General features: G+C 37.6%; 11 protein-coding genes. 6 read left to right on the top strand and 5 right to left on the bottom strand.

From position 1 onward, the window contains the following. Positions 1-863: 863 nt before the first annotated feature. The 6 genes from C9J37_RS24035 (at position 864) to C9J37_RS24010 (ending at position 8410) form a co-directional block, all read left to right on the top strand. On the top strand, positions 864-1874 hold the full coding sequence (locus C9J37_RS24035; protein WP_107897432.1) for an ABC transporter ATP-binding protein: 1011 nt from the start codon (positions 864-866) through the stop codon (positions 1872-1874). After that, positions 1871-2818, top strand: a complete 948-nt coding sequence (locus C9J37_RS24030) for an ATP-binding cassette domain-containing protein (protein WP_024362104.1) — start codon at positions 1871-1873, stop codon at positions 2816-2818. Before C9J37_RS24035 ends, C9J37_RS24030 begins: the two co-directional genes overlap by 4 nt. A gap of 1 nt (position 2819) precedes the next feature. Next, positions 2820-3782: an oligopeptide ABC transporter permease gene (opp4B, locus tag C9J37_RS24025; RefSeq protein WP_107897431.1), complete on the top strand. Its 963-nt coding sequence runs from the start codon at positions 2820-2822 to the stop codon at positions 3780-3782. Between the two features lie 30 nt (positions 3783-3812). Then, a complete protein-coding gene (locus C9J37_RS24020) occupies positions 3813-4715 on the top strand; it encodes an ABC transporter permease (RefSeq protein WP_107897430.1) in 903 nt (300 codons plus the stop codon). Positions 4716-4732: 17 nt separating this feature from the next. After that, a complete protein-coding gene (locus tag C9J37_RS24015; RefSeq protein WP_107897429.1) occupies positions 4733-6541 on the top strand; it encodes an oligopeptide ABC transporter substrate-binding protein in 1809 nt (602 codons plus the stop codon). A 63-nt stretch (positions 6542-6604) separates the two neighbouring features. After that, a complete protein-coding gene (locus tag C9J37_RS24010; protein ID WP_107897428.1) occupies positions 6605-8410 on the top strand; it encodes an oligopeptide ABC transporter substrate-binding protein in 1806 nt (601 codons plus the stop codon). 80 nt (positions 8411-8490) lie between these two features. On the opposite strand, the gene C9J37_RS24005 is transcribed toward C9J37_RS24010, so the two are convergent. The 5 genes from C9J37_RS24005 to C9J37_RS23985 form a co-directional block, all read right to left on the bottom strand. Further along, complete coding sequence (locus C9J37_RS24005; RefSeq protein WP_107897427.1) at positions 8491-9417, bottom strand: ABC transporter ATP-binding protein; 927 nt, start codon at positions 9415-9417, stop codon at positions 8491-8493. Beyond that, on the bottom strand, positions 9410-10465 hold the full coding sequence (locus tag C9J37_RS24000; protein ID WP_107897426.1) for an ABC transporter ATP-binding protein: 1056 nt from the start codon (positions 10463-10465) through the stop codon (positions 9410-9412). The genes C9J37_RS24005 and C9J37_RS24000 overlap by 8 nt, the downstream gene beginning before the upstream one ends. A gap of 14 nt (positions 10466-10479) precedes the next feature. Further along, on the bottom strand, positions 10480-11400 hold the full coding sequence (locus C9J37_RS23995) for an ABC transporter permease (RefSeq protein WP_107897425.1): 921 nt from the start codon (positions 11398-11400) through the stop codon (positions 10480-10482). Further along, positions 11400-12329: an ABC transporter permease gene (locus C9J37_RS23990; RefSeq protein WP_107897424.1), complete on the bottom strand. Its 930-nt coding sequence runs from the start codon at positions 12327-12329 to the stop codon at positions 11400-11402. Before C9J37_RS23990 ends, C9J37_RS23995 begins: the two co-directional genes overlap by 1 nt. A 135-nt stretch (positions 12330-12464) precedes the next feature. Next, a complete protein-coding gene (locus C9J37_RS23985; protein WP_107897423.1) occupies positions 12465-14117 on the bottom strand; it encodes a peptide ABC transporter substrate-binding protein in 1653 nt (550 codons plus the stop codon). Between the last annotated feature and the right edge of the window lie 192 nt (positions 14118-14309).

Below are 14309 nucleotides of genomic sequence, written 5' to 3'. Positions count from 1 at the left end.
GGGCAGGGTGATACCCGCGGAATAAGAGAGAATACCCGCGGAGCAAGGGGGTGTACCCGCGGAACAAGAGAGAATACCCGCGGAGTAGAGAGAAATATCCGCGAAGCAGAGTGAAATCCCCGCGGAGCAAGAGAGAATACCCGCGGAGTAGAGAGAAATACCCGCGAAGCAAGAGAGAATACCCGCGGAGCATAGTGAAATCCCCTACCCAAGGCATGAAAACGGGGGTATCAAAATTGTACATGCAAGGATTTTATAAAGCGTAAAAACTAACTATTTTTCTGTAAAAAGTTACAAACTTAAATAACATCAACTGAAAGTGTAATTAAAGTATAACTTATAATAAAATGTTGTATTTTAATTTTATTGATGTAATAAGAGGTGGATAATGCGGAATGTTTGATATAGAAAATAGATAACGATAAATATATCTATAAAATTTATTGATAGTTACTATATTGAGTTAAATAAAACTTCCAGTTAAAATTTCATATTCAATTAATTATTTTAAAATAATACCCACAACCTTGCGTATTTATTTTATTAAGATAACAAATAATTGAATTTGATACTAGGAAACTAATTTTCCTGTAGCGAAAACTAGGCTGATACTCCTTAATTTTATAATAGTAATTTGCAAAATAAGCTTGATTTTATGTATTATTTCTAGATAAAATAGCAATACATTAAATTATCTGATTATTCTATCTATAGAAAAGCGTGTTTTTTCTTGTGGTAGGTAATTTTGATAAACATTATTTTTCACAAAAAATAAGAGTGAAGAAAGGGGGATTTTAGATAAATTGCAATTCTAATATAGAGAAAATGAATTGTCGGATAAATAATTGTAGGAGGGAGACTGTTTGTGTACAAATGACTTGTTGACGATAAAAAATTTAACGACGAGCTTTCGATTAAAAGACACTTATCATGCAGCAATTGAAGATGTTTCGCTTTCGCTTAGAAAAAATGAAATTTTGGCTATAGTTGGAGAGTCGGGCTGTGGGAAAAGTACGTTAGCTACAACAATTGTAGGCTTACATAATGCAATGAATACAAAAGTGACTGGAGAAATACTTTACAATCAACAAAATTTAACACAGTTAAGTGAAGAGCAATTCAACCAACTACGAGGGAATGACATTGGCTTTATTTTTCAAGATCCTCTTTCGGCATTAAATCCATTAATGCGCATCCATGAACAAATTGCAGAAGGGCTTATTTATCATACAACACTTACAAAGCAACAACGGGAAGAACGTGTAATAGAGTTGTTAGAGCAAGTAGGTATTGCTAATCCTAAACGGGTTGCTAAACAATTTCCTCATCAATTATCAGGTGGTATGCGTCAACGCGTGATGATTGCGATAGCTTTATCGAGCAAACCTGCCATCATTATTGCTGATGAACCGACAACAGCATTGGACGTAACGATACAAGCACAAATTTTAGATTTGTTAAAAGCGTTACAAGATGAAACACATGCTGGCGTTATTTTAATTACCCATGACTTAGGTGTTGTAGCAGAGGTGGCAGATCGAGTTGCTGTTATGTATGCGGGCCAAGTGATTGAAGAGGCGCCTGTTCAAGAGCTTTTTAACAATGCCAAACATCCATATACACGGTCCCTATTAAACTCGATTCCACAAACTCATGAGGAACATGAGCGCCTAGAGGTAATACAAGGCATGGTGCCTTCACTTGTAAATTTACCGCGTGAAGGTTGCCGATTTTCATCGCGTATACCGTGGATTGACGCGTCCGCTCATGAAAGTCATCCACAATTACATGAAATTGCACCTGAGCATTTTGTTCGTTGTACATGCTGGCAACACTTTCATTTTGCAGGAGAAAGCGAGGGGCTGTCAGGATGAGCTTTATGCAAATTAAAGATTTAAACGTCCATTATCCGATTCGCGGTGGCTTTTTCAATACGATAAAAGATAAAGTGTATGCGGTTGATGGCATTACAATGGCATTTGAAAAAGGAAAAACATACGGTTTAGTTGGCGAGTCAGGTTCAGGGAAATCTACTACAGGTAAAGCCATTATTGGTCTTGAAAAGGTAACAACGGGGCAAATTATTTATGAAGGACAGAATGTTACCAATCGCCGTCGCAAGCGAGGGTCAGCCTATAGTCGTGATATTCAAATGATATTTCAAGACGCTCATTCTAGTATGAACCCTAGAAAGCGTGTAATCGATATACTGGCAGAGCCGATACGTAACTTTATGAAGCTTAGTGATCAGGAGGAGCGCAGGCGTATTAAAGAATTACTAGCCATTGTCGGTATGTCGGAGGATGTGCTGTTAAAGTATCCTCATGAATTTTCTGGAGGGCAAAAGCAGCGTCTTGGTATAGCTCGAGCGGTTGCTTGTAATCCGAAATTAATTATTGCAGATGAACCTGTGTCGGCACTCGATTTGTCGGTGCAAGCACAAGTGCTGAACTTTATGAAAGACATTCAGCAAGAATATGGGCTAAGTTATTTATTTATCTCCCATGACCTAGGTGTCGTGAAACATATGTGTGATTACATTGCCATTATGTATAAGGGACGCTTTGTGGAAACTGGTACCCGTCAAGATATTTATAGCAATCCACAGCATATTTACACAAATCGCTTACTGTCCGCCATTCCGCATATTGAGCCTGAAACAAGAATGGAGCGCAAAGCAGTACGACAAAAAGTCGAAGAGAAATATCAAAAAGACCATCATCAATACTATGATAAGCAAGGCAAAGTATACCCTTTAAAATCTATTTCAGATACGCATAAAGTGGCGATGTCCGAAATTGAGCAGGAGGGATTGTAACATGTGGAAAACCGTTGTTAGACGTGTACTCGTCATGATTCCACAATTGTTTATCTTGAGTTTAATCGTCTTTATATTGGCAAAGCAAATGCCTGGTGATCCGTTTACAGGGTTAATCACACCTGAAACAGACCCATCAAGAATTGAGGAACTACGAATACAAGCAGGCTTCTATGACCCTTGGTATGAACAGTATTATCGCTGGATTGCAAATGCTCTCCAAGGAGATTTTGGACAAAGCTATACATATAAAATTGCGGTGTCAACATTGATTGGAGAGCGAGCACTCAATACATTTTGGCTATCTTTACTTAGTGTTATATTGGTTTATTTATTAGCAATACCGCTTGGAATGCTTGCAGGACGTAAACAAGATACATTGTTAGACAAAATCATTATTTTATATAGCTTTATTAGCTTTGCGATTCCGACATTTGTCTTATCACTCGTGTTTTTATTTGTTTTTGGTTATCGCCTAATGTGGTTTCCAACGAGTGGAACCGTTGATGTTGGCCTAGAATCGGGAACACTAACCTATTATTGGAATAAAATATATCACTTGCTCTTACCTGCGATGACGGCAGCTATTTTAGGTACTACAGGGATTATCCAATATTTACGCTCAGAAATTATTGATGCGAAAACACAGGATTATGTCAAAACTGCTCGCAGTAAAGGTATTCCAATAAGAAGAATTTATACGCGACATATTTTCCGCAATTCAGTACTTCCAATTGCAGCGTTTTTAGGGTTTACAATTACAGGTTTATTAGGCGGCTCCATTTTTATCGAAACGATTTACGGCTATCCAGGTATGGGCGAATTGTTTATTAGTTCGATAACGAGTCGCGACTATAGTGTCATTACCGCACTGATTATGCTGTATGGTTTCTTAGCATTATTAGGTAGTCTGTTGTCGGATATTATTATGAGCATTGTCGATCCGCGTATCCGTATAGACTAACGACTAAACATAATGTTGAGGTGAAAGGACATGACACAACATAACAATGAAACAGTAATGATGGAAAGCACACCGCCAACAGGTATACAAGTTGTTTTACGAGAGTTTAAGAAAGATAAAGTTGCAATGTTTTCCTTTGTGGGCGTTACACTAATCATCATTTCGATTTTTATTACTGCTTGGATGCTCGATCAAGAAGAAGTATTGAAAATCAATCTGTTTGAACGCTACACAGAGCCAGGCGAGAATGGCTATATCTTAGGGGCAGATGAAGCAGGACGTGATGTACTTGGGCAATTAGTGATTGGCGCTAAAAATTCACTGTTAATCGCCATTTGGGTGACCGTTATTGCCAATATAATTGGGATTGCGCTAGGGATTATTATGGGCTATTACAGCGGAATTGTAGACAATGTCATGATGCGCATCATTGATTTTATTATTACATTGCCGACATTTATGATTTTTATAGTCCTTGTGTCCATTATCCCTGAATATGGTGTTTTTGAACTCGTGATGATTATTAGTGCATTTCAATGGATAGGCGTTGCACGGTTAATTCGAAGTAAAGCATTATCGGAAGGGCGACGGGATTATGTAAGCGCTTCTAAAACAATGGGGACAAGTGATTTCGCGATTATGTTTAAAGGCGTTTTGCCTAATTTAAGTTCGTTATTAATTGTAGAGTTTACTTTAAGTCTTGCTGGCAATATTGGGATCGAAACAGGCTTATCATTTTTAGGGTTTGGGCTACCACCCTCTACACCAAGTTTAGGTACTTTAGTAAGCTACGCTAGAAATCCACTTGTGTTAGCCGAGAAATGGTGGGTATGGTTACCAGCATCGTTATTAATTTTACTATTGATACTTGGCATTAATTATATCGGTCAAGCATTTCGTCGTGCCGCTGATGCAAAACAAAGATTGGGATGATATAGGAGGTAATAACAATGACAAAAAAGTGGTTAATTACTGTCGTGACGTTGACAATCCTATTGCTATTAACTGCCTGTAAAAGCTCCGATAAAGAGCAAGCAAGTGAAGCCAAAGATAGCAATGATAAACCAGTACAAACAGAAGATAACAAAGTAGATACAAGTACACTTCCATTTGAAGTAACGAACGAAGGGGATGCTGTGCAAGATGGCACATTACATGTTGGGCTTGTGACAGATTCTCCATTCAAAGGTGTTTTCTCATGGGAGTATTACCTTGATGCTTATGACGCAGCAATAATGAATTACACAACAAATAGCTTATTTGTATTGGATGAAGATTTTTTAATCACCGATAAAGGAATTGCCAAATTAGATGTTGATGCTGACAATAAAAAAATGCTCATTACAATACAAGGTGATGTGAAATGGTCGGATGGCACACCATTAATGGCAGAGGATTTAATCTATCCGTATGAAATTATCGGTCATCCGGATTACGACGGTGTGCGCTATGATGATGATTTTAAAAATATTATAGGGGCTGAAGAATACCATGCTGGCAAAGCAGAGACGATAGCAGGCATTAAAAAAATAGATGATAAATCAATTGAAATTTCGTTAAAGAAAGTATCGCCAGCGATTTATTCCGGAGGGGATGGCTTATGGGGCTATGCAGCACCTAAACATCAACTCGAATCCATTGCTATAAAAGATTTAATTTCTTCTGATGCTGTACGCAAAAATCCAATTACACTTGGGCCATTTAAATTTGACAATATTGTCAATGGCGAGTCCGTACAGTTGGTTGCCAATGAGCATTATTTTAAAGGGAAGCCAAAGATTGAGAAAGTAGTTGTGCAAGTTGTTCCTTCAACCTCGGTGGGGGAAGCGCTGAAAACAGGGAAATTCGATTTAACATCAGAATTTAGAGCCAATCAATATGATAGTATAAAAAATTTAACGAATATTTCGATATTAGGGCGTCCTGAATTAGCATACAGCTATTTAGGCTTTAAGCTCGGACACTATGATCAAGAAAAAGGCGAGAATGTTTATGATGAAAAGGCTAAAATGAATGATACTGATTTACGTAAAGCCATTGCTTATGCCATGGATATTGAAACGGTAACAGATAAATTTTATCAAGGATTACGGGTGCGGGCGAACTCCTTAATCCCACCAGCTTTTAAATCTTACTATGATAACACGCTAGAGGGCTATCATTACAATCCTGAAAAGGCGAAAGAACTATTAGATGCAGCAGGCTATAAAGATACAGATGGTGATGGTATTCGTGAAGATAAAGACGGCAATAAGTTTGCCATTCGTTTAGCGGCGATAGCCGGTTCAGATACGGATGAAGCGATTGTGGAGTATTATCGTCAAAACTGGAAAGATGTTGGTTTAGATGTGCAATTAACGACAGGGCGTCTTCTTGAATTCAATAACTTTTACGAGAAAGTACAGGCAGATGATCCTGAAATTGATATGTATATGGCTGCATGGGGCACTGGGACGAACCCATCACCAGCTGGGTTTTATAGTAAAGGAGCCTCATTTAACTACAGTCGCTATGTTTCGGATGACCTTACAAAACTATTAAATAATATTGACTCTGAAGCAGCACTAGATGCACATTATCGCGCACAAGCTTTCCGTGCATGGCAAGTTTATATGAATGATAAAGCAACGATTATTCCAATGTATTTCCGTACTGAAATTATTCCGGTCAATAAACGCATTAAAAACTACAATATTAAATATGGAAATACTACAGAGAAACAAAATATTGAAGTGATAGCTGACACACCGATAAAATAGGGCATTTTTAGCTAAATAAAAAATCAACTAGACAAAGTGAAAATGTAAGGGGGAGGAATAACGATGACAAAAAAGTCGTTGACGTTATCCGTGATATTCATAATCATGTTGTTATTAGCTGCTTGCAGTAGCACCAATAAAGAGCAGGCAAACGAGGCGGAAGATAGCAATGATAAACCAGTCGAAACAGAAGATAACAAAGTAGATACAAGTTTGCTACCGATGAAGGTAGTAAATGAGGGGGAGGCCATTGAAGGTGGTACATTACATGTCGGGCTTGTTGCAGATTCACCATTTAAAGGCGTTTTCCTTGCGGAGCTTTATGTCGATGCCACGGATAGTTCCATTATGAGCTATGCTTCAAATGGTCTATTTAATGTCGATGGCGACTTTTTAATAACGGATGAGGGAATTGCCAAGTTAGATGTCGATACGGACAATAAAAAGGTGACAATCACGATTCAAGGTGATGTGAACTGGTCGGATGGCACGCCATTAATGGCAGAGGATTTAATCTATCCGTATGAAATTATTGGTCATCCGGATTATGACGGTGTGCGCTATGATGATGACTTTAAAAATATTATAGGTGCTGAAGAATACCATGATGGCAAAGCAGATACGATTTCTGGCATTAAAAAAATAGATGATAAATCAATTGAAATTTCATTAAAGAAAATATCGCCTGCTATTTTTTCAGGAGGGGATGGCTTATGGGGCTATGCAGCACCGAAGCATCAACTCGAATCGATTGCTATAAAAGATTTAATTTCTTCTGATGCTGTACGTAAAAATCCAATTACTCTCGGTGCATTTAAATATGATCAGATTGTAAATGGGGAATCTGTGCAGTTTGTGGCTAATGAACATTACTATAAAGGTAAACCAAAAGTTGATAAGCTTATTATCAAAGTTGTCTCGACTTCTACTGTTGGTGAAGCATTGAAAGCAGGGCAATTTGATATCGCATCTTTCCCTGCAACGCAATATGACAGTGTAAAGGATTTAACGAATATATCAATATTAGGGCGTCCTGAATTATCATACGGCTACTTAGGCTTTAAGCTCGGACATTATGATCAAGAAAAAGGCGAGAATGTTTATGATGAAAAGGCAAAAATGAATGATGTTGATTTACGCAAAGCGATTGCTTATGCCATGGATATTGAAACGGTAACAGACAGATTTTATCAAGGTCTTCGAGTGCGGGCCAATTCATTAATTCCACCAGCGTTTAAAACATACTATGATGACACGCTAGAGGGCTACCACTATAATCCTGAAAAAGCGAAACAATTATTAGATGCAGCAGGCTATAAAGATATTGATGGAGATGGTATTCGCGAAGATAAAGAGGGCAATAAGTTTACGATTCGTTTAGCTGCAATGTCAGGTTCAGATACGGCTGAAGCAATTATTGAGTACTACCGTCAAAACTGGAAAGATGTTGGCTTGGATGTACAACTAACGACAGGTCGATTAATTGAATTTAACAACTTCTACGATAAAGTACAAGCAGATGATCCTGAAATTGATATCTTTATCGCAGCATGGAGTACTGGTACGAACCCATCACCAGCAGGATTGTACAGTAAAGGAGCCGCATTTAACTTTAGTCGCTACGTTTCGGATGATTTAACGAAGCTATTAAATGATATTGACTCACAAGAGGCGTTAGATGCCACGTATCGCGCCCAAGCATTCCGTAAATGGCAAGAATATATGGCAGACAAGGCAATGGTTGTACCGATGTTATTTAGTACGTCCACGATTGCGATTAATAATCGAATAAAAAGCTATAATATCGATCGTGAAACAGGAACAGAGATTCAAGATCTTGAATTGATAGCTGATGAGCCAATAAAATAAGCGTAAAGAGATGTTTAAAAGAATGATCCTAAAAAAAATGATCCATCCAATGCATAATTGCAGCGGATGGATCATATATATTACTTAGTGGCAACCCAAGTTTTCACAAGGTCAGCAGTACCATATACATAATGTTGTTCGCCAACTTCATGGTATGTGGCGCTTTCATCAACTTCTGTATGTTTATAAGGAATACGTTGACGACGCTTTTCTGACATAGGGTCTGGAAGCGGAATAGCTGACAATAATGATTTTGTATAAGGGTGTACAGGATGATTGTAAATATCATCTGCTTTACCAATTTCCAAAATTTTACCACGGTACATAACAGCGATACGGTCACTGATATATTTAACCATCGAAAGGTCATGGGCAATGAATAGATACGTTAAGCCACGTTCTTTTTGTAGTTGTTTTAATAAGTTTACAACTTGCGCTTGAATCGATACGTCAAGTGCAGAGATAGGTTCATCGGCAATGATAAACTTAGGATCTAAGCTTAGCGCACGTGCGATACCGATACGTTGACGTTGACCACCAGAGAATTCATGGGCATAACGGTTAGCGTGCTCTTTGTTTAAACCAACAGCTTCAAGCAATTGGTTGATTTTTTCGCGACGTGCTTTCTTATCCTTATACAAACCGTGAATATCGAAAGCTTCCCCAATGATTTCCCCAGCCGTCATACGCGGGTTTAACGATGCGTATGGGTCTTGGAAAATCATTTGCATTTGACGATTAAAATTCTTTAATTCATTTTTAGATTTTTTACCATGAACGTTTTCACCGTCGAAAATAATTTCGCCACCTGTAATATCATAGAGGCGAATGATTGAACGACCAGTCGTTGATTTACCACAGCCTGATTCACCAACAAGACCAAGTGTTTCACCTTTGTAGACATCAAAACTAATACCATCAACAGCTTTAATAGGGTTGCTTGGTGAGCCAAAATATTGTTTTACGTTTTTAACTTCAAGAATTTTTTTTGCACCCGTTTTAGTCATTGAATTCTTCCTCCTTCGCAATAAAGCCTTCAATACGTTTAGCAACCGCATCTGGAAGTGGAATTTTTGGCGCGTCAGGATGCAACAACCAAGTTTTTGCATAGTGTGTGTCGCTTACTTTGAACATTGGTGGCTCTTGCTCATAGTCAATTGCCATTGCAAATTCATTACGAGCAGCAAACGCATCACCTTTTGGAGGATTTGTAAGATCCGGTGGTGAACCAGGAATCGTACGTAATAGTTCGTCCTCATTACTATCTAAATCAGGCATAGAACCAAGTAATCCCCAAGTATAAGGATGTTTTGGATTATAGAAAATATCATCTACTGTACCGTATTCAACGATTTGACCAGCATACATAACGGCTACACGGTCAGCAACGTTAGCCACAACACCAAGGTCGTGGGTAATGAAAATGATAGATGTTTTAGAATTCTTTTGGATTTCTTTCATTAATTCTAAAATTTGTGCTTGAATAGTTACGTCTAATGCTGTTGTAGGCTCATCGGCAATTAACAACTTCGGATCTGCCGCAAGTGCAATAGCGATTACAACACGTTGGCGCATCCCGCCTGAAAATTCATGTGGATATTGTTTATAACGTTTTTCAGGGAAGGGTATGCCTACTTGCGTCAAAAGTTCAATCGCGCGTTTTTTCGCCGCATCTTTTGAAACTTTTTTATGTTGTAAAATTACTTCAGTAATTTGACGTCCGACCTTCATCGTTGGGTTCAAACTTGTCATCGGATCTTGGAAAATCATAGCAATTTCATTTCCGCGCACTTTTGACATTTCTTTTTCACTAAGTGGAATTAAATCACGGCCATTGAATAAAATTTGTCCTGACTCATAAATACCAGGTGGCTGTGGAATTAATTTCATTAAGGCATTACTCGTAACACTCTTACCTGAACCAGATTCACCAACGATCGCTAGCGTTTCACCTTCTTTTAAATCGAAGTTTACACCACGAACAGCATGGACAAGTCCAGCATAAGTTTTAAAGTTAATTTTTAAATCTTTTACTTCTAAAATTGTTTTACTCATTTTCGGCCACCTCCTTATTTACGTAGTTTTGGATCTAGTGCATCTCGTAAGCCATCACCAACTGCGTTAAACGCAAAGATTGTTAGTGAAATGAATAATGCAGGGAATATTAAACGCCAAGGAGCATTGGTAATCGCTCCATTACCTTCAGAAGCCATTGTTCCCCAAGAGGCTTGTGGAGCAGGAACCCCAAGTCCTAGATAACTAAGGAAAGACTCTGTAAAAATAGCATGTGGTACAGTTAATGTCATTGTTACTAAAATCGCACCAAGTGCATTTGGCACTAAATGTCTTAAAATTAAATGTCCCGTGCTTGCGCCCAGAGTTCGAGCAGCTAAAACATACTCTTGATTTTTAATAGATAATACTTCACCGCGAACAATACGAGCCATATTAATCCAACCTGTAATCGATAATGCGATAATCATTGGAATAATACCTTGTTCCATTACTACTAAAAGTACGATAACAACTAGTAAGTAAGGAACAGCTGTTAAAACATCGGCAATACGCATCATAATATTATCAACACGGCCACCTGCTAAACCAGAAATACTTCCCCATAATACGCCGATGATCAAGTCAATAACTGCAGCAGCAATCCCAATGAGTAAAGATATACGAGCGCCAGCCCATACTCGAACGAAAACATCTCGACCTAAATCATCTGTACCAAACCAAAATTTTGAAGATGGTGGGGCATTATAGGTACCTAATTGATCACTATAGTGGTATTGTGAAAACATTGGCACAAATATAGCCATCAAAACAATAACTATTAAAGCAATTAAACCAAAAATCGCCATTTTATTATGGGAAAAACGAATAAATACTTCCTTCCAAAAGGAGATAGATTTATCGGCTAATTTTTCAGTTGCTTCATGATTTCCACCAACAATTTTAAACTTATCTTTCTCGATTTGTTGCTGTGTCATTACTTTTTCGCTCCTTTCAGCTTAATTCGCGGATCGATCACGCTATATAATATATCTACGATCAATACCGCAAATAAAAGAATGATTGAGAAGAACACCGTTGTTCCCATAACAACTGTATAGTCACGGTTCGTAATACTCTGTACAAAGTGTTTACCTAAACCAGGAACCGCAAAAATTTGCTCTACAATGAAGCTTCCTGTAACAACACCAGCAGTTAATGGACCTAAATAAGTAATGACTGGTAAAAGGGCGTTACGTAAAGTATGGCGGAAGACGACTGTCCATTTCCCTAAACCTTTTGCACGAGCCATTTTTACGTAATCACTATTATTTTGTTCAAGCATACTTGAACGTGTTAGTTTAGCTATAAAGCCCATATGCGAAAGTGCAATAGCTAAGGCTGGCAATATACTATAACTAAAGCCTTTCCATCCACTAATCGGGAATAACTGAAGTTTGTATGCAATGAAATACTGCATGAGTCCAGCTAATATAAAGGATGGAACGGAAATTCCGAGCACCGCAAAAGTCGTTGCCAAATAATCTGGCCACCTATTATGATAAAGCGCAGCAACTACACCGATTAATACACCAAATCCAATAGCTAGCAGCATAGCTTCTATCCCTAAAGTTAAAGATACAGGAAAGCCTTCTGCAATCATATCATTCGTTGAACGCGATTTATATTTCATAGATTCACCGAAATTAAAAGTGGCCGCATCGATTAAATAATCTTTGTACTGAATATACCAAGGGTTATTTAATCCATACGTTTCGTTTAACTTTTCCTCTATTTGAGGAGGGAAATTGCGTTCAGATGCAAATGGGTTACCAGGAGCAAGACGCAATAGGAAAAACGTAGCCGTTACGATGACGAAAAGCGCGAGAAGTATATACATCAGCCTTTTCAGAATATATTTAATCACATAAAACTCCTCCTTCTACTTGTCAATTATCTGACAAATAAGTGCTTTCGTATTTTAAAAAGAGCTGACTCGCGCCGCAAGGGCTACGAGGCAGCTCTCAGCTAGAGCTTAAAAAGAAATTGTTAACAAAATTATTTATTCTTTAATCTTTACATCTTTAAAGTGGATGTCACCAGTTGGATTCGTATCTAAGTTTTCAATATTTTCTTTAACTACAGATAAGTGAGTGTAGTAGTAAATAGGTGCAACTGGGAATTCTGTCATAGCAATTGCTTCAGCTTGTTTTAAATAATCAAGACGTTTAGCTTCGTCTACTTCAGCAACTGCTTTTGTCAATAAATCTTTGTATTGAGCATTTTCCCAACCTGTTTGGTTGTTACCGTTTTTAGCCGTATCATACATTTCAAGGAATGTATATGCGTCGATATAGTCAGCTACCCAGCCCATACGACCGATTTGATAGTCACCAGTTTTTAATTTTTCTAAATAAACTTGCCATTCTGAGTTATCTAACTGAGATGTAATACCAAGTTTTTTACTCCACTCTTCTTGGATATATTGAGCGATTGCTGCGTGCCCTTCAGAAGTGTTAAATGAAATGTTAACTTTAATATCTTTAGGGTCTTTAATACCAAGTTCTTTCATCCCAGCTTCAAGAGCAGCTTTTGCTTCATCAACATCATTATCTTTGTAGTAACCACGGTCTTCTTCAAATCCAGGAACTGATAATGGAACCATACCTAGAGCCGGTTTTTGCTCACCTTTAGTTACGTTATCAATTAATGTTTGACGATCGATTGCTAATGTAAGCGCTTTACGGATATTCACATTAGACATAATTTTGTCTTTTGTATTGAATTTATACCAATAAACACTTGCTTCGTCCTTGATTTTTAAAGAACCATCTTTTTTGAATTCATCAATTGCATTAAGGTCTACTGTTTGGAATGGTTTACCGATATAGTCAAGTGAACCAGATTTAAAGTTAGTAGCAACAACTGATTCTTTTTCAATCATAGCAACATTGACAGTAGTAACGTCAACATTTGATGCATTCCAATAATCTTCATTTTTTGTAAGAACGATAGAATCGCTATGTTTCCAATCGCTTAATTTATAAGGACCATTTGTTACGTAATTTTCACCAGCGTCTGCGTACCAATCTTCATTAGCTTCAGCCACTTTTGGGTTAATTGGTAAATAAGTTTTGAATCCTGTTAATTCTAGGAAATATGGAGTTGGGTTTTCTAAAGTTACAACTAAAGTTTTGTCATCTTCTGCTTTGATACCAATAGCATCAACAGAACCGCCTCCTTCGTTGTATGCTTGAGCCCCTTTAATTGGGTAGAAAATAGAAGCATACTGTGAAAGGTTTTCTGGATTTAAAGCCCATTTCCAAGCATATTCAAAATCACCTGCTACAACTGGATCGCCATTTGACCATTTTGCATCACGTAATTTGAACGTATAAGTCTTTTTATCATCACTAATCTCCCACTTCTCAGCCATACCTGGAGTAGGGGTACCTTCTTGGTCTACAACAACTAGACCTTCAAAAATGTTAGTTAAGATTGCACTAGAATCAGTATCCGATGCAAGTCCTGGGTGTAAAGAAGGTGGTTCTGAAGCGATTGCTACATTAAGCTCTTTAGCTTTTGAACCAGAATCTTTGTTACCGTCTGAAGATGAAGAATTATCAGACTTATCTCCACCGAAGCCACATGCAGCAAGAACTAATGAAAATACTGCAAGGACTGTTAGTAATAAAAACTTTTTGTTTTTAATCATGTAAATCCCCCTTATATAATTTTAAGCCTTCTTTGAAGCTCCTATTTAATATACCAAAAAAATCATTGTGCACAAAATAAAAAAGATTCAAATTTATATAGTATTATCTGACATTTACAAGAATAATAATTTTCTTCTGTTTATCACTTTAGAGTACGAAAGTGTTTAAATAATGATAATTTGATTTAAAAT

The organism is Lysinibacillus mangiferihumi (genome assembly GCF_003049665.1).
GTDB lineage: Bacteria > Bacillota > Bacilli > Bacillales_A > Planococcaceae > Lysinibacillus > Lysinibacillus mangiferihumi.
Note: the sequence above shows the minus strand (reverse complement) of the source record. Positions and strands in the feature narration are given on the sequence as shown.